This window comes from Gemmatimonadaceae bacterium (genome assembly GCA_035533015.1).
In the GTDB taxonomy this organism is placed as follows: Bacteria; Gemmatimonadota; Gemmatimonadetes; order Gemmatimonadales; family Gemmatimonadaceae; genus JAGWRI01.
Genome location: DATLUQ010000039.1, coordinates 1 through 21,911, shown reverse-complemented (window position 1 = coordinate 21,911; position 21,911 = coordinate 1). Strand labels below are relative to the sequence as shown.

Genomic DNA, 21,911 nt, shown 5'->3' with positions numbered 1-21,911 from the left:
CGCGGCGGTGGCCGGCGGGTCGGTGTTGCTCCGGGCGCCGGTGGGCGAGGTGAACGTGGCGGTGGCGATGCGCGACGCGAAGGCCGTGGTCGGGGGTGAGGGAAACGGAGGGGTCATCCTGCCCGAAGTGCATCTCGGGAGAGACGCGCCGGTAGGCGCGGCACTCGTCTTGCAGTTGATGCTGGAGGACGCCAAGCCGCTGTCGGCGATCGTGGCCGACCTACCGCGGTATGTGATCGTCAAGGACAAGCTGGAGCGTCCGCAGTCCAGTCTGGACGCCGTTTACGGCGCGTTGCGGGCGGCGTTTCCGGACGCTGACGTCGATACGCAGGACGGGTTGCGGCTATCGTGGCCGAACCGGTGGGTACACGTACGCCCATCGGGCACGGAGCCGATCGTGCGGGTGATCGCGGAAGCGCCGACAGAAACGGCGGCGCGAGAGTTGATCAGGCAGTCCCGGGCGCCGTTGGAGGCGCTCGGCGGGTAATACGGAGAGGTCGGACCATATGTGTGGAATCGTGGGGTACGTGGGGCCGCGTGTCGCGACGCCGTTGTTGATCGATGGGCTCAAACGCATGGAGTATCGCGGCTACGACTCGGCGGGGGTGGCGCTGCTCGGCGACGACGGCGTGGACATGCGGCGCGCGAAGGGGAAGATCGCGGCGCTGGAGTCCGTCGTGGCCACGCGGCCCATCGGGGGCACCACCGGGATCGGGCATACGCGGTGGGCCACGCACGGGGTGCCGAGCGAGAAGAACGCGCATCCGCAGCGCGACTGCACCGACACGCTTGCCGTGGTGCACAACGGGATCATCGAGAACTACAGCGTCCTGCGGAGGCGACTGATCGAGGCCGGGCACGTGTTCAAGTCCGACACCGACACCGAGGTGTTGGCGCATCTCATCGAGGCGGCGTTCCAGGGCAATCTCGAGGAGGCGGTGATCGAGGCGCTGCACCTGGTGGAGGGCACGTACGGCATTGCCGTGATCTCGAGCCGAGACCCCGATAAGATCGTGGCGGCGCGCAAGGGCAGCCCGCTGCTCATCGGGTTGGGCGAGGGCGAGCACTACGTGGCGAGCGACGTGGCGGCCATTCTGCAGCACACGCGCCAGGTGGTATACCTGGACGACGGCGAGATGGCGGTGCTGACGCGCGACGGGTACCGCGTGCTCGATCTGGACGCCAACGACGTGTCGAAGAACGTGAACCGGATCGACTGGGACCTGGACCAGATCGAGAAGGGCGGGTTCGAACATTTCATGCTCAAGGAGATTCTCGAGCAGCCGCAGACCATCGAGAACACGATGCGCGGGCGGCTGGTGACCGAGGAGGGGTACTCCAAGCTGGGCGGGTTGAACCTGACCAAGACCGAGATGCTGGACTTGGAGCACATCATCATCACGGCGTGCGGCACGAGCTGGCATTCGGCGCTCATCGGCAAGCTGATGATCGAGGATCTGGCGCGGATTCCGGTGGACGTGGAGTACGCATCTGAGTTCCGATATCGCAATCCGATCGTGAACGCCAAGACGCTGTGCGTGGTGATCTCGCAGTCCGGGGAGACGGCGGACACGCTGGCGGCGATGCGCGAGGCCAAGCGGCGCGGAGCCAAGACGTTGGGGCTGGTGAACGTGGTGGGGTCGACCATCGCCCGTGAGGACGACGGGGGCATCTACCTGCACGCCGGCCCGGAGATCGGGGTGGCGTCCACCAAGGCGTTCACGAGCCAGGTGATCGCGCTGGCGCTGTTGACGCTCAAGTTGGCGCGGCTGCGAAATCTGTCGCTGGAGAAGGGCCGGGAGATCGCCCAGGCCATGGAGGACCTGCCGGGGCACGTGCAGTCGATCCTGGAGCGGGCGGGGGAGATCGAACAGATCGCCGAGCGGTTCCGCGACGCGACGAATTTTCTGTACCTGGGGCGCGGCTACAACTTCCCGGTGGCCCTGGAGGGCGCCCTCAAGCTCAAGGAGATCAGCTACATCCACGCCGAGGGGTATCCGGCCGCGGAGATGAAGCACGGTCCCATCGCGCTGATCGACGAGAACATGCCGGTGGTGTTCATCGCGCCGCACGACAGCGTGTTCGAAAAAGTCGTATCGAACATCAGCGAGGTGAAGGCGCGCGGCGGCCGAGTGATCGTGATCACGAGCCGCGATGAGCCGTCGCTGGAGGGCAAGATCGACTTCGAGATCCGGGTCCCGGAGACGATCGACATGTTGTACCCGGTGCTGACGGTGGTGCCGCTGCAGCTGATGGCGTACTACATCGCGGCCAAGCGGGGGCTGAACGTGGATCAGCCGAGGAATCTGGCGAAGAGCGTGACGGTGGAGTGAGGGACCGGCTGGTTGTTGGCCGCGAGACCGTTGCTGCCCTGCGGAGCCATCGACACATTGTGGTGTAGTCATCCGGACGCCGCCGGCGTTATTCTCTGCGGCCCATCCCAAGGATCGCACCCATGGCGCTCCAATTGCGAGACACCGTTCGCGCCCTCCTCCGCGCTCGCACATTTTCTGCCGCGGTCGTCGCCACGGTGGGGTTGGCAGTCGGCGCGGGCTGCGCGGTGTTCGGGCTCGTCGACCACGTGCTCCTCCGCCCGCTGCCATATCCGAACGCCGATCGCCTCGTGGGTCTCTGGCACAGCTTTCCAGGCGTCGGAATCTCGCTCGGCGGGCAATCCCCCGGGACCTATTTTGCGTACCGTCGGTCGGCGAAGGTCTTCGAGGACATCGGATCGTACGACGCCAGTGCTGTCTCGGTCGTTTACCCCGACCCGAGGCTGAGTCCGGAGCGCGTTCGCGCCGGAGTGGTCACCGCCTCCATCTTCTCGATGCTCGGTGTGCGTCCATTGCTTGGTCGCACCCTCGACGAAGCCGACAATGCGCGCGGGGCGCCGCCGGTCGTGGTGATCAGCGAAGGCATGTGGCATGACCGTTTCGGCGGGCACGCCGACGTTCTGGGCAAGGAGATCGAGGTCGGAGGGCTGAATCGGGAGATCGTGGGCGTGCTCCCGGCAACATTCGCCTTTCCTGAACCGGCGACTCAACTCTGGATTCCGTTCGGGCCCGATCCGCAGAGCGCGTATCTGGGATCCTTCGTGAACAACGCCATCGGCCGGCTGCGTCCGGGCGTCACGCGGGCAGAGGCGCAACGCGACCTCCAGCGCGTGCTCGAGCGGATACCCCAGACGTACCCGGAGCAGCGTCCCGGTATCTCAACGGCGGACCTGCTACGGCAGGCTCGGATAACGGCAGTCGTGCATTGGATGCGCGACGACGTCATCGGCGGATTCGACAAGGTCCTCTGGCTGGTCGCGGCAACGGTCGCGCTGCTGGTGCTCGTGGCGTTCAGCAACGTGGCCTCGCTCGTGCTGGTTCGGATCGAAGCGCGTCGCCGCGACCTCGCCATTCGCACGGCGCTTGGTGCACCGGCCTCGGACCTCTGGCTCCGATTCGTGATCGAGACGGGTGGCCTGACGCTGATCGGAGGAGCGGCAGGCTTCGGATTGGGCGCGGTGGGCCTGCGCGCCATGGTTCGCTACGCGCCGGCGGGCGTTCCCCGACTCAATGAAGTGCGCGTCGATGGAACGCTCATAGCGGCGGCGATCCTGCTGACGGGCCTCTTCGCAGTCTGGTGTGCGATCCTGGCGGCGGCGCGTCTCGGGACGACCGACCGAATCGGCGCGCTCCGGGAGAGCGGGCGCTCGAGCACCGGCGGCGGCGATCGCCAGCGGCTGCGCACGGCGTTCGTGGCCGTCCAGGTGGCTCTGGCCGTCGTGCTGGTGAGCGGCGCGGCCGTGATGATGCGGAGCCTGCGCCAACTCGCGGCAGTGCGCCCAGGCTTCAATGCGGCGAACGTGATGACCTTCTGGACGGCGACTCCGGCAATCGCCTACCCTACGCCCGCCAGAGCCGCTGCCTTTTTTCGAGAGGCCGTCCGGCGGATCGGCGAACTACCCGGCGTCGTTTCGGTCGGCGCCGCGTCCAAGCTGCCGCTCGAGATCGATGGCACGGGCGCACGGCTCGTCTGGGTGGACGGCGTGCCAGTTCCCAACGATGGATTCCCACCCGCCTACAACACGGTCGCCGCGACCGATGCGTATTTCCAGACGATGCAGATTCCTCTATTGGCGGGCCGGAGCTTCAAGCCGGCAGACGGCACCGACGGACGGAACACCGTGGTGGTGAGCCAGGGTTTCGCCCTGCACTACTGGCACGATGCGTCGGGACGCGAGGCGCTGGGGCGCCGGATCCGCGTCCTCCCGCAGGGCCCGTGGTTCACGATCGTGGGCGTGGTAGGCGGCGTCCGCGACACGTCGCTCACGGCGGGGCCGACCACCAACATCTACTTCCCCGAAACGTCGGCCACCGATTCCGTGGACACCTGGATGGGCAGCGGTGCGATGGGGTTCGTGGTGCGGACGCGCGCCGACAGTCCGGTCTCGGCGAAAACGCTTCAAGGCGTGATCCGGCAGATCGACCCGTCGCTTCCGATCTACAATCCGCGGCCGCTCGCCGGGACGGTGGCGGATGCCGGAGGTCGCATGAGCTTCGCACTGCTCGTGCTCGCGGTGGGCGCCATCGCGACGTTGGCGTTGAGCCTCGTCGGGATCTATGGGGTGATCGCGTACGTCGTGAGCTTGCGGCGGCGGGAGATCGCCGTGCGCATCGCGCTGGGACTGATGCCGTCGCGAGCAACGCGCATGATCCTCCGGCGCGCGCAGCACATCGCCGCCGCCGGAGCGCTCGCAGGCCTCGTGCTGTTTCTGGGATTCTCGCGACTGCTCGGCAATCTGGTGTTCGGCGTACGCCCCGTCGATCCGGGGTCGCTGGTCGGGGCGGTCGGAATCATCCTCGCCGTGGCTGGAATCGCGGCCTGGACGCCCGCTCGACAGGCGGCGGCGATCAGTCCCACGGAGGCCTTGACTAGCGAGTGAGAGGAACCGCCGGCGCCCGGGGGCTCACCCACGAGAGGAACGTCCCTCGCTACCGGGGGTCTCACGACCGACCACTGTATTCAGAGATCAATGATGATGCGACACTTCCACTCGCTCGTGCTCGCGGCCGCCTTCGTTGCCGTTCCCGGCCTGGCTGCCGCTCAACGGTCCGGCCCCGAGTTCAACCTCGGCATCGGTCCGACGTTTCCCACCGGCGACCTGGCCAACCGCAACCCCGTCGGTTACAACCTGACGGCCGGCATCGGCGTTACGCCGAGCGCGTCATCGTTGGGGTTCCGCGTCGAAGGTCTGTACGACGCGTTCAACGGCAAGCACAACTACATCGTGGTCTGCACGGGTGCCGCGGGATGCGGGCGCCAGTCATGGGTTTCCGGGCTCACGCTCAACCTCACCTACTCCCGGCTGCTGCCGCGGCACGCGCGCCGACGCCGGGCGCCGGCCACTCTGTACGCGATTGGGGGATACGGGTTCTATACCGTTCATCTGCCGACAGAGTCGGGCCCCACGCCGGGCGGCGTCGTGGGGTTCGATCTGCGGGATCGGGCGCTCACGGGGTGGAACGTCGGTGGTGGCATCCGCTTCCCGGTGGGCAACGTCTCGGCCTACGTCGAGGCGCGTGTCCACACGATGACGCAGACGGGAACGCGGATCGTGCCCGTCAGCTTCGGGCTGATATTCTGATCGGGCCTGACCCTTTTGCAGGGCCGCTTCGCCAAACGACAGGGATCAGCTTCCGAAATCATCGCGTGCGCAGTAGCATTGCCAGACCGCCTTTCCAGGAATGCCTCATGTTCGCATCCCGCCCTTGCCGCATGGCGGCCTTCGCCGCCCTCGCTCTCTCGGCCTGCACCCTCCAACACCGGGTGCCGAATTCCGCGTCACCGCTTCAATCGGCGTCGCCGGCGGCGGGCGACAACCACATGGCGATGATGTCGGCTGCCGAGATGGCCGCGCCAGTGGTGAACCCGGGTGCCACGCGCGGCGGTCGGCAGGGCCACCCGGGCCTCCCGGCGAGCGCCAACGCCGCAGCAGCGCGCATCGACGCGAGCCCGCGGCACGCCGAATGGGTCAAGATCGCCTGGGAGCCGGGCTCCCAGGACTCGCTCATGGCGTGGGTGGTGTATCCGGTCACCGCGCGCGCGCACTCCCCGGTGGTCGTGGTCGTGCACGAAATCTTCGGCCTCTCCACCTGGGTGCGCGCGGTGGCCGACCAGGCAGCGGCGGAGGGATTCATTGCGATTGCGCCCGATCTTCTCTCGCGTGCGCGGGGCGGCCCTTCGGCAGACGAACTCAAGGCCGATTCCGCTGTGAAGCTCATCCGGGGTGTGAGCAACGCCGAGAAGAATATGGGGGTCACGGCGGCGGCCCGGTACGCGATGTCGCTGCCGTCGGCCGAGCCCAAGTACGCGGTGATCGGATTCTGCTGGGGCGGCGCGACGACGTGGCAGTACGCGACCAACGAGGGGATCCCGGGATTTTCCGGCGGGGTCGCGTACTATGGGCTTCCGTACATGAACGGCGCGGTGCCGAATGCCGATTCGCTGGCCAAGATCCGGGTGCCGGTCATGCTGCTGAGCGGCGCCAAGGACGCACGGATCGGTGCCGCGATGCCGGCCGTGGACTCGGCGATGCACGCGATGGGCAAGGACTATTTCGGCCGCAACTATCCGGGCGCGATCCACGGCTTCATGCGGGCGCAGGACGATCCGGTCCAGCCGCAGCGGAACCCGGAGCAGGAGCAGGCCAACCTCGAGGCGGCCAAGGACGCCTGGCCGCGCACCGTGGCGTTCCTCAAGCTGCACCTCGGCATTCAATAGGCCGGGCCAGTGCGGATCGCCGGCCGCCGCGTGCGCTACGGGTGGTCGGCGATCCGCCCGATACCGGCCAGCGAGAACTCGACGATGTGCTCCGCAGCGGCAGCCAGCTCGGCGCCGCTGGGCGGCCATCCCGGAAACGCCGCGTCGCGAAACTTGTCGGGCGCGTAGAACAGGCACTGCGCCTGGATGCTGATCACGCAGCGGCGCACGCGCGGATCGGCGACGTCGCAGGCGAGGAGCTCGGCGACTACGCGACTCAGATACTCCACCCGCGGCAGGATGGCCTGCTCGGCGATCCAGGGAGCCAACGGCGTGGGCTCGGAACTCTCGTGCCGCATGAGCTTGTGGATCCACCCCACGCGGGCGTCGCCGGCCGTGGCGTCGCGCCCCGCAATCCGGGGGAGATACACGCGCACGTAGTGGCGGATCCGCGCTTCGGGAGGGGCGTCATCGGGTGCCATCATCGCCGACCCGCTCGTCGCGGTCATTGCGGCGATGGCTTCGCTCACGACCTCGCGATAGAGCCCCAGCTTGTCGCCGAAGTGATAGTTGACGGCGGCCACGTTGGCGCCCGCGTCGCGGCAGATGTCGCGCACGCTGACGTTGTTGAACCCGTGTTCGGCGAACCGCGCCGCGGCCGCCTGCACGAGCCGCTCGCGCGTGGCGACGTCGCGGACGCTCGCGGCGTGCGCGGCGGCGGCGCCCGGCACACTGCGGGCCATGCGGGACTTGGCCGGTGCCCGGGGCGGCCGTTTCATCACAAGGTTCGCTTGAACAGCAAGGTCGCGGCGCCCATCGTGACCGCCGAGAAGGCGAGCAGGACCACGAGATCGGGCCAGATCGCGGCGAACCCGGTGTTCTTGAGGATCAGGCTTTGCAGGGCGTTCACAGCGTACGTGAACGGATCGACGATGGCGATCGCCCGCATCCACCCCGGAAACGCCGCCGTCGGGTAGATGGCGCCGCTGGGGAACCAGAGCAGCGTGTTGAGCACGCCGAACAGCGCCCGCGGCAGCAGCGGGTCTTCCATGCGCACCATGAACAGGAACATCAGGCTGACGAGCGCGACGGCCGAGACCGCGATGACGACGAACAGGCGCATCAGGCGCATCGGGTCGAGCGGATTCGGGATCCCGGCGATCACCGAGCCGATGAGCATGAGCACCGTGCCCGACAGCATCGCCTTGATCGCGCCCGACACGTTGAACCCGATGATGAGTTCGAGGCGCGTGATCGGGGTGACGAGGTACCCTTCGTGCAGTCCCCGCGCCTTGTCGTCGATGAAGATGATGCCGCCGCCGATCATGACCATCATGAAGATCGACATGACGATCGTGCCGGGCAGCAGGTACTGGATGTACGGCACGTACGGATACAGCTCCACCGTCTCGAGCGTGGCCTGCTGCGAAATCCGGTTGCTGGTGGGCGGCGGCGCGTTGTAGGCGCCGAGGATGCCGGAGAACTCGCCGGCCAGCGTGGCGCTGGTGAACGCGTCGGTGTTGTCTTCAATCAGCGCGACGCGCGGATCGTCGCCGGCCAGCACGCGCCGGGAGAAGTCGGGCGGGATGGTCAGCACCCCGTCCACCTTCCCGTTCCGCAGCGCGGTCACGGCCTGGCCGCGGTCGGTGAACGGCACCATGGAGAAGACGGCCGCGTTCGCGGTGACCGCGTTGGCCATCGCGTGCAGTCGCACGGCAGGGACGCCGCCGTCCTGGTCAACCAGGGCGACCTTGAGATGCTTGATGTTGCCGCCGATGGCATGCCCCAGCACGACGAGCTGCACCACCGGCATGAACAACGACATGACGATGAGCATCGGGCTCCTGCGGAACCGGCGCAGGTCGCGTTCGATGATGGCCCAGGCGCGTTGCATGCTACCGGCCCTTCCGGACCATGCTGCGGCGCTCGCTCATCGGCTGTTCCTGGAGCGCGTCCCGCAGCTGGTGGCCGGTGTAGTGCACGAACACGTCGTCGAGCGACGTGCTCTCGACGGCCAGCGACTTGACCTCCACGCCCGCCGCGGTGGCCGCGGCGAGCATCGCGGTGGTGGTCGCCGGCCCGGCGTTCGACGTGAGGCGGAACACCGGCGGCTTGGCGTCGACGTGGTCCACCCCCGGGAGGGCCCGGAGTTGGTCGCCCCAGTCGGCGGGCGCCCCGGCGAAGCTCACCTCGAGCGTGTTCTCCCCCGGAATGGCGGCCTTGAGCTTCATCGGCGAATCGAGGGCCATGAGCTTTCCGTGATCGACGATCGCGACGCGCTCGCACAGCTTGTCGGCCTCGTCCATGTAGTGGGTGGTGAGCAGCACGGTGAGGTCACGCTCGGCCTTGATCTTGCGCAACATCTCCCACACCGACACGCGCGACACCGGGTCGAGTCCCGTCGTGGGCTCGTCGAGGAACAGGATGCTCGGCTCGTGCACGAGTCCGCGGGCGATCTCCACCCGCCGGCGCATGCCACCCGACAGGTTCTTCACCGGCGCGTCGGCCCACTGGGTGAGTTCGACCGCCTCCAGCAGGTCGGCGATGAGCCGCCTGCGCTTCTCGCGCGGCACGCTGTACAGCTTGGCGAAGATGAGCAGGTTCTCGGCGGCGCTGAGTTCGAGATCGCTGGTCATCGCCTGCGGAATGACGCCGATCGAACGCCGCACGTCGTCCTGCTGCTCGGTGATGTCGTATCCGCCCACGATCGCCGTGCCCGACGTGGGCTGCAGCAGCGTCGTCATCATGCGGATGAGGGTGGACTTGCCGGCGCCGTTCGGGCCCAGCAGCCCGAACACCTCGCGTTCGTCCACCGCGAACGAAATGTGGTCGACCGCGGTGAAGTCTCCGAACCGCTTGGTGATATCGCGGACGTCGATCGCGACCTTCATTTCGCGCGGCCGAGGGGGAGCGTGACGTAGGCCGTCATCCCGTCGGCCAGCCGGCGATCGCGGTTGTCCACGCGCAGCCGGATTTCGAACGTCTTGATGTCGCGCTTGGTCTGGCTCACGTCGCGCTGGGTGGCGTAGTCGGCGTCCACGCCGCGGTAGAACACCACGCCCGGCCGTTCCTGGCCCGACGGGAAGCGCACGGTGAGCGTGTCCCCGAGCCGCACGCGGTCGATATAGGTTTCCTCGACGTCGGCGCGCACCCACAGGCTGTCGGGATTGATCAGCGTGACGATGGCCTGGCCGGCGTTGACGAACTCGCCCACCTGCGCCGCGCGGACGTCGATGATGCCGGCCATCGGGGCGCGGATCTCGGCATAGCTCAGCCGGACGTCGGCCTTCGTGGTCTGCGCCACGGCAGCGGCCTGCTGCTGGCGCGTCGACTGGAGGCTGCTCCGCCGGGCCGCGACCTGGTCTTCCGCGGCCTGCGCGAGCGCGACGGCAGCCTGCTGCGCCTCCACCTGCCGCGAGGACCCATCGAAACGCGACGAGGCGACGGTGTACGCCGTGCGCGCCGAGTCGAGCTGCTGGGGGGCCACGCCGCCAGTCGCGAAGAGCGCCTCGTACCGATCGAGCACGCGCTTGACGTTGATCATCGTGGCCGAGTCTTCGGTGGCCTGGAAGCGAGCGGCCGCGAGCGTGGCGCGCGCCTGACGGAGCTGTTCGGTGGCCTGCGTTTCCTCGAACTTGAGGTCCGACACGCCCGCCTGCACTTGCGAGGTCAGGGCCTGGGCGCTGCGGGTGTAGAAGGTGCGGTCGGCCTGCAACTCGCTGGGCGAGAGCACTGCCAGGAGTTGATTCGGTTGGACGGAGTCCCCCTCGGTGACGAGCAGACGCGTGAGCTGGCCGGCGATCTGCGGGCTCACGATGACGTCGTTGGTGGTGACGATCCCGGTGAGCGTGAGCGTTGTTGGGGGGCGCAGCGCGAAGTAGGCGGCGACCGCGCCGCCCGCGACGACGATACCGGCGCCGATGAAGAACGTCTTCCGGTTCATGCGAGGTACTCCGAGCCGGCGACTCGCCAGTGGCGAAGCGGCTTCCAGGGTTCAAACAGATGTATAAAACGAGTGTTTGAATCTGGCAAGGGGGCTGCGGCCCGGCGGATGTGCAAGGCCGGATCGCGGTTCCGCCGCCATGCGGCAAGGCGCATCTTTCACGCATGCCGGTACTCTACTTCGTCAACGTGACCATTCACGTACTCGCCGCCATGCTGTGGCTGGGCGGCATGTTCTTCCTCGCCGTGGTCGGCGCACCGGCGCTACGGGCTGTCGAGCCGCCGGCCCTGCGCCAGCGACTCTTCCAGGAACTGGGGGTGCGCTTCCGCACGGCGGGCTGGTGGGCGATCGGCGTGCTGCTCGTGACCGGCGTGATCAACCTGCATTACCGCCACTGGCTACAATGGGACGGCCTACTCGGCAGCGGGGCGTTCTGGCGTACAGGGCAAGGGCACACGTTCGCGCTCAAGCTCGCAGGCGTGGCGGCCATGCTGGTGGTGAGCTTCGTTCACGATTTTCTGGTGGGCCCTTGGGCGGGCCGTGCCACGCCGGGGTCGGCCGAGGCGGCGCGACTGCGGCGGCAGGCCGCCCTGCTCGCGCGTGCGAATGCGATTCTGGGGTTGATCGTCGTGATGGCGGCCGTCCGGCTGGCGCGCGGAGGGTGATCAGTACCCGGTCCGCCGGTTGCTCCGCCTGCCGTCCCGTCTGCCGTGACGACCCACGGTGGCGGTGATCTCGGCGATTGTTCCGAACGTCTTGAGCTTGGGCGGCGCATAGATCGCCTTGTCTCCCGCCGCCGGCTGTTGCACGGGGGGCTCTGGGGCGGGTGTCGTCGCTTGCGGACCGGTCTCAGCGATGGGCCTGGTCATGGATCAATATATATGGGGTCACATGCGGCAACGCTACCATCGCGGCCCCGCGGCCCCGCCATTTCGTCACGCTTTGGGCAGAATCCTCACGTTTCCCGACCGGGTCCAGGGGGCGGGGGCCCGCTTCACCGCGTGACGCGGGCCCCGTTCGCAGCTTGGAGTCGGCTGGTGCGGCGCTGCCCTACGCCTACGATGCCGCGCCCTCGCGATCTGCGCGCGCCTGCATCAGGTGATGCTCGAACCAGTCGCTGGCGAGGCGGGTGACCTCGTCGAGCGCGCCGGGCTCCTCGAACAGATGCGTGGCGCGTGGCACGATCACGAGCTTCTTCACGCACCAGAGCCGCTCGTAGGCGTCCTGATTGAGTTCGATCACCACGCGATCGAACTCACCGACGATGAGCAACGTCGGCGCGTTCACGCCGGCGAGCGCGCTCCCCGCCAGATCCGGACGTCCGCCGCGCGATACCACGGCCTGAACGCCGTCGGGTCGATGCGCAGCGGCGATGAGCGCTGCGGCGGCGCCGGTGCTTGCTCCGAAATAGCCCAGGCGCCAGGCCTGGCCGGCGAACCCGTCGAGCATGAGGTCGGTAACCCCGATCAGGCGCTGGGCCAGCAGATCGATGTCGAAGCGCAGGCGGCCGGTGAACGCATCCTCGGCGCCCTCGTCCACCGTAAGCAGATCGAACAGCAGAGTAGCGAGGCCGGCGGCCTGCAGGCCGCGGGCGACCTGCACGTTGCGCGGGCTGAGGCGGCTGCTCCCGCTGCCGTGCGCGAACAGCACGAGACCCGTCGCGCCGTCGGGAATGGACAGATCGCCGTCGAGGGTCACCGGGCCGAGGGGCAGGCGGACCCGGCTGTCGCGGACAGTGGCTGCATTTTCGGTATTCATATGGACTCCCTCTTGAACGACGACCACTGACGACTGTCAACTGCGAATTCCGATCTCTCCGTTGCCAGTACTCAAGGGGCGGTGCCGAACGTCAGAGCGACGTCGGATACGTCTCGGGCATCTCCCCGCGCTCCCACATCGCAGTGCGCTCGAGCGGTTCCACGGCACGCGTGCGGTCATAGTGCAATACGGCATCGAACTGGCGTGGAAGGTGCGTGTGGAAGTAATGGCTCTGCCGTTCGCTGAGCGGGCGGTAGATCACGCCGATGGCGCGTTGCAGACGCGGGTGGTCGAGCGCGGCGCGAAGATCCTCGGTGCGCGACGGCAAGAGGAGGAAGTTGGGCATCTCCGTGTCGTGAAACGTCTCTTCGTAGCTTCCCCGCAGTCCCGGCCGCACGATCTTGCGTTCGGCCGGTGCGTCCCAGTCCGTGGCCGCGGTGACCGTTCCCTCATACGTACTGAACCCGACGAGGACGGCGTCGTGCGCGTGGCGCTGGCGCGCGAGCTGGCCAAGGTTCAATTCGCCGGAACGACCGAGTTCGGTGGCGCGCGCGTCGCCGAGGTGCGAGTTGTGGGCCCACACGATGATCTTCGGGACCCGCACGCGTGGGCGCAGGAACGCCACGAGGGAGTCGAGCGTGTCCGCCATGTGCAGGTCGCGCAGGTTCCAGCTCGAGACGCGGCTGCCGAACATGGCACGGTAGTACTGTTCGGCGTTGGCCACGAGGCGCGCGTTCTGCTCGGCGAAGAACAGATCATCGGCGGCGAGGCGTCCGTCGCGGCGCGCGTAGTCGCCGGCCGACCGCCGCAGCTCGACGAGTTGCGCGATCACCTCGGCCTCGCACGACGGGGCAAGCCCGGCCGTCGTGGCGTAGCCGTAGGTCTGCGGGTCGGAGCCGAATTGGTCGAAGCAGGCGTAACGTTCGCGCGCCACCTCGGCAGCTTCGGGATCGATCTTGCGCAGGTACTGGAGCACGGCGTCTATCGACGCGTGCAGGCTGTACAGGTCCAGGCCGTAGAACCCGACCCGGCGGTCGGGCTCCGGACGGGTTTCGTTGAAGGCGCGCAGCCAGCCGACGAAATCGAGTACATCGGCGTTGCGCCACATCCACTGCGGGAAGCGCACGAACCCGCTCAGCGCTTCGGTGGCGTCTCCGTCGTCGCCCCCGCCACGCACGTAGCGGTTCACGCGGTAGGCGTCGGGCCAGTCGGCCTCCACGGCCACCGCCGAGAACCCGCGCTCGGCGATCAATCGCTTGGTGATCTCGGCCCGGATGCGGTAGAACTCGTGCGTGCCGTGCGAGGCCTCGCCGATCAGCACGACCGGCGCGTCGCCGATGCGTGCGAGCAGCGGATCGAAGTCTTCGGGCCCGCCGGTGAGCGGATACGCCGCGTCGGCGACGACTTGCGGCAGGGTGGCGCGTGCAACGGTTGGCATGGCCCGCTCCTCACGATTCCATCAGGGATGGACGACCGTCGAATCGGGCGCGGCGCGGTCCGCCAGCAACCGCTGCACCTCGTCGTCGGTTGTCTGATTGAAGTTCAGGTACCAGAGCCCGACGCCGTAGAATGGGTCGGGCGTGGACACACACACGCAAGCATCGGCTTCCCGCCGAACGGCGGCGCAGGCGTCGGGGGACGCGACGGGCACGGCGACGATGACCTGGCGCGGTTGCTGCGTGCGCGCGGCGGCGATCGCGGCGAGCATCGTCGAGCCGGTGGCCAGCCCGTCGTCGACGAGTACGACGGTGCGGTCGCGCAGCACCGGAGCCGGCCGGGCGTCGCGATACGCCTGCTCGCGCCGCGCCAGTTCGGCCCGTTCGGCCCGCTCCACCGCTTCGACGGCGGGGAGCGGAATCTGCAACTCGCGAATCACGTCCTGGTTGAGGACGCGGATGCCGCCGCTGGCGATCGCGCCCATCGCATATTCCTCGTGGCCGGGCACGCCCAACTTACGGACGACGAACACGTCCAATGGCGCATCCAGCGATGCGGCGACTTCGTAGGCCACGGGCACTCCGCCGCGGGGCAGGCCGAGCACGATCAGACCGGGCTCCAGCGCATACGGCTGCATCAATTCGGCCAGGCGCTGTCCCGCTTCGCGGCGGTCACGGAATCGCGGTGTCATCGGCGGCGTCTCCGGTTCAGAAGGCCACGGCGATCTCGTCGTCGACCTCGGTCACTCCGGGGGCCGCCCAGGCAGCGCGCTCGGCGTCCTCGCGCTCCGACCATGACCGCACGGTGCCGCGGAGCACGACTTTCCCGTCCTTGGCCTCGATCGAGATCTTGTCGGCGTCCACCGCGGCGCTGCGTTTGAGCGCTTCCTGGATGCGGAGATTCACCTCGTACGCCGACACCTTGGGCTGCTGCACGGTGATCCGGTTGATCACCCCCTTCACGCCCGACAGATGGCGCACGGCCCGCTCTGCGGCCAGCCGCTGAAACTGCCAATCCACGGTGCCATCGAGCGATACCCACCCGTCGTCGACCAGCGCCTTGATGCGCGTGTCGGGGACCTCGACGTCCCATTTGAGCGCCGACACGGCTGCGTGCGCGATGTCGGTGTCGGAGCGCATCAGCGACTGTGGCAGCCGGACTTTGAGGTCGTCGGCTACAGCGTGCACGCCGCGCACCTTTTCGGCCGCGCGCACCGCGCCGTATTTCTGAGCATATGTGTTGACGAATCCGGAAAGCGTCACGACACCGTTCTTGGCGCCCACGGCGATCTCGGCATCGCTGATGTTGGGCTGCCAAGCCATCTCTTCGATCACATCGCGCTGGAGCTGCATGTCGGTCTTCATGGGGTTCTCCCGGCCGCGTCGGGGCGGCCTGTCGTGTGCCTTCGGGTCGTCCTTCCGGGGTGTCTCAGTGCACGAGCACGCCGGGGCTGGAAATGCGTTCGATGACTTCTTCGACCAGTGCCGGATTCTCCGGGCCGACGCGGCGTGCCAGGTCGGCCTGCGTTACGATGCCGATCACGCGCATGTCCGCATCGACGACGGGCACCCGCCGCACCTGGTAGCGCTCCATCTTGGTGGCGATGTCCGCGAGCTCTGCCGTCTCGCGCACGTACGCCAGAGGCGCCGTCGTCATGTGATTGCGCACCTGGCACTGGATCAGACTCTGGTCGGCCAGGCAGCGCACGACGATATCGCGATCGGTGATCACGCCGATCAGGTGGCGGCCCACGAGATCATCGACCACCGGCAGCATGCCGACGTCCAGGTTTCGCATGACTTCGGCCGTCTTGGGAATCGGGTCGTCAGCGGTGATCACCGTTGGCGTCGGGGTCATGAGATCGCGTGCGCGCATGGGGGCCTCACATCGAGGATGGGCGTGGGATGTACCGACACATCAGAAGGTCGCACACACCGGTTACCGCTACAGTCCGCAGAACCCCCAAGTGACGTGCGGACGGGCAGAGCCGGGTGTGCGGGTGTTCCTTACGCACCCCCAATGCATTCCCCGGCTGCGGGTGGGCGCCTGCCGGCGAACTTGCAAACAGACGTCGCGTTGCGGCCACCCGCCGGTACGCGTTCCGGGCGTCTGACCGCGGAGGTGCGGCATGGTGATCAAACGGGCGTTGCAGTTCGTGTTTGCGCTGAGCGTGCTGGGCACTGCGTTCTCGGGCACGCTGAGCTACCAGGAATTGCTCGGCAAGACAGGTGCCTTGAGTTGTCCGTCCCCCGGAGCCCCTGGCACGCTGCTCGGCTATCCGGCGTGCGTGTATGGGTTCTTCATGTTCGTGATCATGTTGGTGATCTCGGGCGGCGGGCTGTACTTCGGGGCAAGAGAAGCACGCGAAGGGGCATAGGCACGCCGCCATGCGATTCTTCGATCCGGCGGACAATCCCCCCGCAACGGGAGCGGTGGACCGGTTCGTGCGCCGGTTCAACGGCTTGAGCTACGCGTTGGCCGTGGTGGCGATCTACGCGATCGCGGCGACGGCGCTGGGGCTGGCGCTCGTGCCTTCGCTCTGGATCATGAGCCGAGTGGGGCCGGCGGTCTGGCGCTGGAATAGTTGGGTGCGGTGGCCCGTGCTCGGGGTAGCGAGTGGCGCGTCGATGTTCCTGTGGGGGTTCGCGCTGCTCGTCGTGGTGCCGGTGTTCAATCTCGTGCTGCCGACGCGGCTCAAGCGGTTCGACGGCGGCTACTTCACGGTTGCTGCGGTGCCGTGGTACCTGCACAACGGATTGTTCTACCTGGTGCGCTTGACCTTTCTGCCCTTCGTGACGTTGACGCCGTTTGGCGTGTGGTTCCTGCGGGCGATGGGGATGCGGATGGGGACGCGGCCGCGCATCACGACGGAGTATCTCACCGACGTCTCCATGATCACGCTCGGCGATGACGTGTCGATCGGTGGGAGCGCGCAGATCTTCTGCCACTATGGCGGCGCGGGACGCCTGGTGATCGCGCCGGTGACGATCGGCAGTCGGGCGACGATCGGCGAGAAGGCGACGGTGATGGGCGATGTCGAAGTCGGCGAAGGCGCGACGGTGCTGGCGCATTCCGTGTTGCTGCCGGGCACGCGTGTGGGGCCGCGTGAGCGGTGGGGCGGAGTGCCCGCGCGGCGGATCGAGCGAGACGAGTGGGAGCGGTACCGGCGGGAAGCGGGAGCGGCCACGCCGGGTGGCGCTCCCCCGGCGTGACCGGCGAGTGCTACCTCAGCGCCGCGTTGAGCAGCGCCGCCAGCCGGTAGCCGGCCAGCGCGATGCGGGCTTCGGATACGGCGAGCGCGGCGGCCTGGTACGCGGCAGACGGCGCAGTGCCCGGCGTGATTCCGCTGTATGCGTCGCGTTGCGCGATCACCAGGCTCTCGTGTTCCCAGGTGGCGACGTCGAGCGAGTCGGCCTGAACCCGTAGGGCCGATAGCGGGTGCATCTGCTCGATCGTGGCAGCAAGGCGGGAGGCATAGGCGGTGGAATCTTCGCCGGGCGCACGGGCAATGGACTCGTCGAGGATGTTGTCCCAAAAGCCGTGCAAGCGGTGGCGCGGATCGCTGAGGACGAAGTCGTTGCCGCCCTTGTCGCCGGACGGCAATGGATTCTGCGGTGTGACGCGGGAACTCGCATGTAGCGGCTGATGGATGTCGCCCACGAGATGGAGAATCCACGCGAGATCCACGGCCTTGGTCGTGTCGGGTACGGTCGGATCGCTCAGTGCGTTGCGGAACGCGATGATGCGCTCGCCGGCGTTCGACGAGTCAGGGCCGGTGCCGGGAATGTCGTGCGGCTGGCCGTTCTCCACGTCCCAGTAGAAATCGGCGTAGTGCCACGTGGGGTGGTTGTACGCGTACCAGGGCATGTTCCGGTCACGAATCAGATCGGGCCAGGTGGCGGCATTCATGAACAACGCGCGATCGCGCTCGGGATCGGTGCCAGTGGACGGGCGGAGCGAGGCGAGGTCGGCGAGCGGCGGTCCGTGCATGAGCAGCTCCACGGCGCGTGCGCGTGCCGTGGGGGTCATGTGTTCCCAGGCGATGTCGGCGATGGTGCGGTGGCCGGTGGCGTTCCAGGCGGAAAGCAGCTGCGGGAGAACGAGCACGGCAGCGGAGACGATGGCGATGGCGGCGAGGGTGCGGCGCATTGGGAGTACGAGGCTGGGAGCGTTGGAGGGTAGGACAGTTGAAAGAGAAGCTAGGACGACCGACCGGTCTGGGTTATGGGGTCGTATCCGCGTCCGCGAGCAGCAACTTGCCAACTGGTTTCGACGGCGTAATCTCGCACGCCATACACGAGGTCGTGCAGGTGGGTCACGATGCAGACGTGGTTCGGGATGATCCGTACCATGTCGCCGACTTCGGGGCGCCAGTCCGTGGCGTTCAGGTCCAGGATACCGTGTTCCTCCGACATGGATCTCACGACGACCGACGGGTGCTCGAGAAGCGCGCCGAATCCTAAGCCGTCGGCGCCGCGCATGAGTTCGCGGCCGAGCGCTTTGCTGCCGGCGTCGACCACGGCCTGGCCGGGGACGGCCGTGCTCACCACGGTCGCAAGCACGGTGAGTGCACAGTCCTGGACGGCGCATGCGCCGATGGCCGCGGTCGTGCGATCGTTGTAGACGTAGGTCCCCGGCCGGAATTCGGTGAGGCCTCGCAGCTCGTGCGTGCGCCAGAGGGTGGGCGTCGAACCACCGCTCACGATTGCCGGATCGAAGCGGGCCGTGCGGAACACCGCCAGCGCGAGGCCGAGCGCATCGTTCAGTTGCCCGATCGCATCGTCCTGCGTGGCCACGGATTGCCGGATGTGGCCGGGGTAGAACGCGATGCCCTTCCATTGCAGGGGCGGGCGCGCGCGGACGGCGCGCGCCAGTTCGACGGCGTCCGCGACATCGGCCACGCCCACGCGATGCATACCGAGATCGAGTTCCACGAGCACGCCGATCGGGCGGTCGGCCATCTTGGCCGCGGCGTGAAGATCATCGAGGGCGCGCACCGAATCGAGCGCCACGGTGACGTTGATCCCCGGGGGAAGCGCGGCGATCCGCCGCGCCCGGGGCGCCCCCACTGGCGGGTAGGCGACGAGCACGTCGTCGCACACGCTGGACATCACCTCGGCCTCGAACGGCGTCGCGCACGTCAATCCCGAGGCGCCGCGCTGCAACTGTTCGGCGGCGACGAACGGCGATTTGTGCGTCTTCACGTGCGGGCGCAGGGCCAGGCCGTGTTCGCGCGCGTAGCCGGCGGCGCGGTCGAGGTTGCGCGCGAGCCGCCCGAGATCCACCAGCGGCACCGGAGTTTCGAGAGCGGAGAATGGCATGCGCAACGGGGGTGGTAGACGCCCCAATGTACGTCGCGGGTTCCCGGGCCGGCTACGTCCCGGCGACTGGAGCGCCGCGCCGCAGGGCGTCCCATCCCACCAGCCGGTGCGCATCCTCGTCCCACAATGTGAGCCGAACGCTCTTGCGGCTCTCGAGGATGCCGATCGTGGTGGCCTCCTGGAGCCGCTCGTTGGCAGCGTGGCACTCGTGGAGCCGGTAATTCGGAATGCGCGGACTCAGATGGTGCACGTGGTGCAGCCCGATGTTGCAGGTGAACCAGTTGAGCACGGCCGGAAGCTTGTAGTACGAACTGCCGCGAATGGACGCGGTGACGTAGTCCCAGTCCTTGTGCTCGGCCCAGTACGTGTCTTCGAACTGATGCTGCACGTAGAACAGCCAGATGCCGGCCGCGCCGGCGATCATGAACACGGGCACGTAGATCTCGACCACGGCCAGCGGGCCAATGAGCGCCGAGAAGCCGAAGACGAGCGCGACGAGCGCGAGGTCGGTTTCGCGGACGCTGGCCTGCTCTTTCTTGCCCGTGGCTGTGCTCCGCGAGCGCCAGCGCTGGCCCAACGCGAGTTGGAGCGGCCCGAGTCCGAACAGCACCAGCGGATGGCGGAACAACCGGTAGCGGAGCTTGCCCAGGCGCGAGAGCGCCTGGTACTCGCGCACGGTGAGCGTCCACACGTCACCGTGGCCGCGGCGATTGAGATCGCCCGACGAGGCATGGTGGAGCACGTGGTCGCGCCGCCACTGAACGTACGGCGTGAGGGCGAGCACGCCGGTGAACCATCCGACGACGTCGTTGGCCCACCGCTGTTCGAACAGCGAGCCGTGGGCGCAGTCGTGCATGATGGTGAACGTGCGCACGGTGAGGCCAGCGGTCGGAATGGCGAGCAGCAGCGTCACCCAGTAGGGGAGCGCGAGGCTTCGATACATCAGGTACAGCGCCAAAGCGAGTGGGACAAGCGTGCTCGCGACCTGCCAGATGCTGCGCACGAGCGACGGCGCTTCGAACGGGGTCACCATCTCGCGCCAGGCGAGATTCGCTCGGGTATCGGGCGCCGACGTGGGCGCGGTGCCGGTATTGGGGGCGGCCGTCATTGCTGGACCCATAGAATGTGGGATCAAGAGGTTCCGGCGGCAGGCTGCCCCAAGGTGAGGCGTATCCGGACTACTCAAGTTAGCCACGCTTCGATGGCTGCGCGATCAGAAATTCATGTCGAATCAGGCGTTTCGGTGCAAATCATGCCGCAAACGCGCGATCCGCGCGGTTCCGGATGCGTCGGACTTGCCGAGTGCACGCGCTTGCCGAGTCGCCCTACGGAGAGTGCCGACGCTACATTGGGGGCATGCGTCGTCGTTGTCGCCCGTATCATATTGTCGCGCTTCCGCTTGCCCTCTGGTTCGCGGCTCTCGCCACGGACGTGGGTGGCATCGATGCGTGTCCAATGCACGACGCGATGCGCGGCGCGTTGCAGATATCGAAGCGAGCTCCGACGGGTGTCGCGATGCCGGGAATGGCCAGGACGTCGATGCCCACCGTCGACGTGGCGTCCGCGCCGGCCGATGCACCTGCGCCCACGCCGCCGGGCCCCATGCACTGCACGTGTATCGGTCTGTGCTGCGGGTGCGCGATGGCGACGCTGCCGGCAAGCGCGGTGGGCGTACCCGTGGTGGCCGTGTCGGCGATCTTCAGGACCGCGCCCTTGCCTGCGGTCGCTTCGGTGCCGGCGGCGCCGCGCTTCGTGCTCCCCCCCGCGATTGGGCCGCCAGCGCTCCACACCGCTTGAACGTCAGACGCCGCATGGCGGCGTCGCCGCGCCCGGATTGGCCGGGAGCGGGTCCGGTTCAACTCGTGTGGAGACGGCATGCGCCGCATCATGATATGTGTGCTCGCCTTGGTGGCGAGTCCGAGCCTATCAACTGCCCAGCAGTCGCGCACCCAGGGGGCGGATTCCGCCGCTCGTGCCGATTCGACCAAGCACGCCGCGCAGAGTCTGAGCACGGTGAACATCGTGGCGGCGCCCGTAGATCGCAGCCAGCCGAGCACGACCACGCTGGTCAGCCCGTCGGTGATCAGCGCGACGCCGTCGAACAGCACGTGGGACCTGCTGCGCCAGACGGCGGGGCTCGAGGTGCAGGAACAGGGGCAGGGGCCCGGGTTCGCATCGGATGCGTCGCTGCGCGGGTTCAGCTCCGACCACTCCACCGATCTCGCGCTGTGGATCGACGGCGTGCCGGTGAACGAGCCGGTGAACGGCCATTCCGAGGGGTACAACGACTTCAGCGAGATCTTCACCGATGCCATCCGGAGCATCGACGTCACGAAGGGGCCGACGAATCCGCTGTTTGGCAACTTCGCGATGGGTGGCGTGGTGAACGTGCTCACGCTGGACCGCATGCAGGGAACGCAAATCGACGCGACCGCCGGTTCGTATGGGAGCGCGCGGGCGACCGTGATGACCGGATTCGACCACGGGGAGCGGGGGGGCGGTGTGTTCGGGGTGCACTACGAGCACGACGACGGCTTCCGGCCCAATGCCGGATATGATCTGGCGCAGGGGCACGCCCGCGTGGTGCATCAGCTCTCGCACGGCTTTTCGCTCGATGTGGGGACGGAACTCTACGGAACCGACTGGAACGCGCCCGGCTTCCTGAGCAGCGATGCCTTCACGCGGCATCAGTACGGCATCGT

At 67.8% G+C, this 21,911-nt stretch carries 23 protein-coding genes; 10 read left to right on the top strand and 13 right to left on the bottom strand.

The window, feature by feature from the left end:
• The 5 genes from VNF92_07840 to VNF92_07820 all read left to right on the top strand — a co-directional run.
• A partial coding sequence (locus tag VNF92_07840; GenBank protein ID HVA57786.1) for a hypothetical protein occupies positions 1-487 on the top strand: 487 nt, incomplete at its 5' end.
• Positions 488-506: 19 nt separating this feature from the next.
• On the top strand, positions 507-2,333 hold the full coding sequence (glmS, locus tag VNF92_07835) for a glutamine--fructose-6-phosphate transaminase (isomerizing) (protein HVA57785.1): 1,827 nt from the start codon (positions 507-509) through the stop codon (positions 2,331-2,333).
• 122 nt (positions 2,334-2,455) lie between these two features.
• Positions 2,456-4,933, top strand: coding sequence for an ADOP family duplicated permease (locus VNF92_07830; protein ID HVA57784.1), 2,478 nt, complete (start codon positions 2,456-2,458; stop codon positions 4,931-4,933).
• A gap of 90 nt (positions 4,934-5,023) precedes the next feature.
• A complete protein-coding gene (locus VNF92_07825) occupies positions 5,024-5,635 on the top strand; it encodes an outer membrane beta-barrel protein (GenBank protein ID HVA57783.1) in 612 nt (203 codons plus the stop codon).
• Positions 5,636-5,742: 107 nt separating this feature from the next.
• Positions 5,743-6,771: a dienelactone hydrolase family protein gene (locus tag VNF92_07820; protein HVA57782.1), complete on the top strand. Its 1,029-nt coding sequence runs from the start codon at positions 5,743-5,745 to the stop codon at positions 6,769-6,771.
• Positions 6,772-6,806: 35 nt separating this feature from the next.
• On the opposite strand, the gene VNF92_07815 is transcribed toward VNF92_07820, so the two are convergent.
• The 4 genes from VNF92_07815 to VNF92_07800 are packed head-to-tail and all read right to left on the bottom strand — an operon-like array spanning position 6,807 to position 10,693.
• Positions 6,807-7,529 (bottom strand): CerR family C-terminal domain-containing protein, encoded by a 723-nt coding sequence (locus VNF92_07815; protein ID HVA57781.1) that lies wholly within the window; start codon positions 7,527-7,529, stop codon positions 6,807-6,809.
• Positions 7,529-8,644 (bottom strand): ABC-2 transporter permease, encoded by a 1,116-nt coding sequence (locus VNF92_07810; protein ID HVA57780.1) that lies wholly within the window; start codon positions 8,642-8,644, stop codon positions 7,529-7,531. Before VNF92_07810 ends, VNF92_07815 begins: the two co-directional genes overlap by 1 nt.
• 1 nt (position 8,645) lies before the next feature.
• Positions 8,646-9,641 carry an ATP-binding cassette domain-containing protein gene (locus VNF92_07805; GenBank protein HVA57779.1) on the bottom strand — a complete coding sequence of 332 codons (996 nt, stop codon included), beginning with the start codon at positions 9,639-9,641 and terminating at the stop codon, positions 8,646-8,648.
• Positions 9,638-10,693: an efflux RND transporter periplasmic adaptor subunit gene (locus VNF92_07800; protein ID HVA57778.1), complete on the bottom strand. Its 1,056-nt coding sequence runs from the start codon at positions 10,691-10,693 to the stop codon at positions 9,638-9,640. The genes VNF92_07805 and VNF92_07800 overlap by 4 nt, the downstream gene beginning before the upstream one ends.
• A 164-nt stretch (positions 10,694-10,857) precedes the next feature.
• Between VNF92_07800 and VNF92_07795 the strand changes: the two genes are divergently transcribed.
• Positions 10,858-11,358: a DUF4149 domain-containing protein gene (locus VNF92_07795; protein ID HVA57777.1), complete on the top strand. Its 501-nt coding sequence runs from the start codon at positions 10,858-10,860 to the stop codon at positions 11,356-11,358.
• Here VNF92_07795 and VNF92_07790 read toward each other — a convergent pair whose 3' ends face one another.
• The 6 genes from VNF92_07790 to VNF92_07765 all read right to left on the bottom strand — a co-directional run bounded on the left by VNF92_07790 (position 11,359) and on the right by VNF92_07765 (position 15,763).
• Positions 11,359-11,562 (bottom strand): hypothetical protein, encoded by a 204-nt coding sequence (locus VNF92_07790; protein ID HVA57776.1) that lies wholly within the window; start codon positions 11,560-11,562, stop codon positions 11,359-11,361.
• A 187-nt stretch (positions 11,563-11,749) separates the two neighbouring features.
• Positions 11,750-12,451: a hypothetical protein gene (locus VNF92_07785; protein HVA57775.1), complete on the bottom strand. Its 702-nt coding sequence runs from the start codon at positions 12,449-12,451 to the stop codon at positions 11,750-11,752.
• A 91-nt stretch (positions 12,452-12,542) separates the two neighbouring features.
• Positions 12,543-13,889: an erythromycin esterase family protein gene (locus tag VNF92_07780; GenBank protein HVA57774.1), complete on the bottom strand. Its 1,347-nt coding sequence runs from the start codon at positions 13,887-13,889 to the stop codon at positions 12,543-12,545.
• A gap of 21 nt (positions 13,890-13,910) precedes the next feature.
• On the bottom strand, positions 13,911-14,579 hold the full coding sequence (locus tag VNF92_07775; protein ID HVA57773.1) for a phosphoribosyltransferase: 669 nt from the start codon (positions 14,577-14,579) through the stop codon (positions 13,911-13,913).
• A 16-nt stretch (positions 14,580-14,595) separates the two neighbouring features.
• Positions 14,596-15,252, bottom strand: coding sequence for a BON domain-containing protein (locus VNF92_07770; GenBank protein HVA57772.1), 657 nt, complete (start codon positions 15,250-15,252; stop codon positions 14,596-14,598).
• A gap of 64 nt (positions 15,253-15,316) precedes the next feature.
• A complete protein-coding gene (locus VNF92_07765; protein ID HVA57771.1) occupies positions 15,317-15,763 on the bottom strand; it encodes a CBS domain-containing protein in 447 nt (148 codons plus the stop codon).
• Between the two features lie 253 nt (positions 15,764-16,016).
• Between VNF92_07765 and VNF92_07760 the strand changes: the two genes are divergently transcribed.
• A complete protein-coding gene (locus VNF92_07760) occupies positions 16,017-16,265 on the top strand; it encodes a hypothetical protein (protein ID HVA57770.1) in 249 nt (82 codons plus the stop codon).
• 10 nt (positions 16,266-16,275) lie between these two features.
• Entirely contained in the window at positions 16,276-17,100 is an 825-nt protein-coding gene (locus VNF92_07755; GenBank protein ID HVA57769.1) for a hypothetical protein, read from the top strand.
• A gap of 10 nt (positions 17,101-17,110) precedes the next feature.
• Here the strand turns inward: VNF92_07755 and VNF92_07750 are convergent, their stop codons facing one another.
• Genes VNF92_07750 through VNF92_07740 form a run of 3 tightly spaced genes read right to left on the bottom strand, consistent with a single transcriptional unit; the run spans position 17,111 to position 20,317 of the window.
• Entirely contained in the window at positions 17,111-18,037 is a 927-nt protein-coding gene (locus VNF92_07750; protein ID HVA57768.1) for a S1/P1 nuclease, read from the bottom strand.
• Positions 18,038-18,087: 50 nt separating this feature from the next.
• Positions 18,088-19,209, bottom strand: a complete 1,122-nt coding sequence (locus tag VNF92_07745) for an alanine racemase (protein HVA57767.1) — start codon at positions 19,207-19,209, stop codon at positions 18,088-18,090.
• 52 nt (positions 19,210-19,261) lie between these two features.
• Positions 19,262-20,317: a fatty acid desaturase gene (locus VNF92_07740; protein ID HVA57766.1), complete on the bottom strand. Its 1,056-nt coding sequence runs from the start codon at positions 20,315-20,317 to the stop codon at positions 19,262-19,264.
• A 248-nt stretch (positions 20,318-20,565) separates the two neighbouring features.
• Between VNF92_07740 and VNF92_07735 the strand changes: the two genes are divergently transcribed.
• Entirely contained in the window at positions 20,566-21,006 is a 441-nt protein-coding gene (locus VNF92_07735) for a hypothetical protein (GenBank protein ID HVA57765.1), read from the top strand.
• A 78-nt stretch (positions 21,007-21,084) separates the two neighbouring features.
• Positions 21,085-21,911, top strand: an 827-nt coding sequence (locus tag VNF92_07730) for a TonB-dependent receptor plug domain-containing protein (protein ID HVA57764.1), incomplete at its 3' end; no start/stop codon positions are given.

Bases quoted from the DNA above. Each gene is read 5' to 3' on its own strand.
- glmS (HVA57785.1), top strand. From the start codon at position 507: ATGTGTGGAATCGTGGGGTACGTGGGGCCGCGTGTCGCGACGCCGTTG.
- VNF92_07830 (HVA57784.1), top strand. From the start codon at position 2,456: ATGGCGCTCCAATTGCGAGACACCGTTCGCGCCCTCCTCCGCGCTCGC.
- VNF92_07825 (HVA57783.1), top strand. From the start codon at position 5,024: ATGATGATGCGACACTTCCACTCGCTCGTGCTCGCGGCCGCCTTCGTT.
- VNF92_07820 (HVA57782.1), top strand. From the start codon at position 5,743: ATGTTCGCATCCCGCCCTTGCCGCATGGCGGCCTTCGCCGCCCTCGCT.
- VNF92_07815 (HVA57781.1), bottom strand. From the start codon at position 7,529: ATGAAACGGCCGCCCCGGGCACCGGCCAAGTCCCGCATGGCCCGCAGT.
- VNF92_07810 (HVA57780.1), bottom strand. From the start codon at position 8,644: ATGCAACGCGCCTGGGCCATCATCGAACGCGACCTGCGCCGGTTCCGC.
- VNF92_07805 (HVA57779.1), bottom strand. From the start codon at position 9,641: ATGAAGGTCGCGATCGACGTCCGCGATATCACCAAGCGGTTCGGAGAC.
- VNF92_07800 (HVA57778.1), bottom strand. From the start codon at position 10,693: ATGAACCGGAAGACGTTCTTCATCGGCGCCGGTATCGTCGTCGCGGGC.
- VNF92_07795 (HVA57777.1), top strand. From the start codon at position 10,858: ATGCCGGTACTCTACTTCGTCAACGTGACCATTCACGTACTCGCCGCC.
- VNF92_07790 (HVA57776.1), bottom strand. From the start codon at position 11,562: ATGACCAGGCCCATCGCTGAGACCGGTCCGCAAGCGACGACACCCGCC.
- VNF92_07785 (HVA57775.1), bottom strand. From the start codon at position 12,451: ATGAATACCGAAAATGCAGCCACTGTCCGCGACAGCCGGGTCCGCCTG.
- VNF92_07780 (HVA57774.1), bottom strand. From the start codon at position 13,889: ATGCCAACCGTTGCACGCGCCACCCTGCCGCAAGTCGTCGCCGACGCG.
- VNF92_07775 (HVA57773.1), bottom strand. From the start codon at position 14,579: ATGACACCGCGATTCCGTGACCGCCGCGAAGCGGGACAGCGCCTGGCC.
- VNF92_07770 (HVA57772.1), bottom strand. From the start codon at position 15,252: ATGAAGACCGACATGCAGCTCCAGCGCGATGTGATCGAAGAGATGGCT.
- VNF92_07765 (HVA57771.1), bottom strand. From the start codon at position 15,763: ATGCGCGCACGCGATCTCATGACCCCGACGCCAACGGTGATCACCGCT.
- VNF92_07760 (HVA57770.1), top strand. From the start codon at position 16,017: ATGGTGATCAAACGGGCGTTGCAGTTCGTGTTTGCGCTGAGCGTGCTG.
- VNF92_07755 (HVA57769.1), top strand. From the start codon at position 16,276: ATGCGATTCTTCGATCCGGCGGACAATCCCCCCGCAACGGGAGCGGTG.
- VNF92_07750 (HVA57768.1), bottom strand. From the start codon at position 18,037: ATGCGCCGCACCCTCGCCGCCATCGCCATCGTCTCCGCTGCCGTGCTC.
- VNF92_07745 (HVA57767.1), bottom strand. From the start codon at position 19,209: ATGCCATTCTCCGCTCTCGAAACTCCGGTGCCGCTGGTGGATCTCGGG.
- VNF92_07740 (HVA57766.1), bottom strand. From the start codon at position 20,317: ATGACGGCCGCCCCCAATACCGGCACCGCGCCCACGTCGGCGCCCGAT.
- VNF92_07735 (HVA57765.1), top strand. From the start codon at position 20,566: ATGCGTCGTCGTTGTCGCCCGTATCATATTGTCGCGCTTCCGCTTGCC.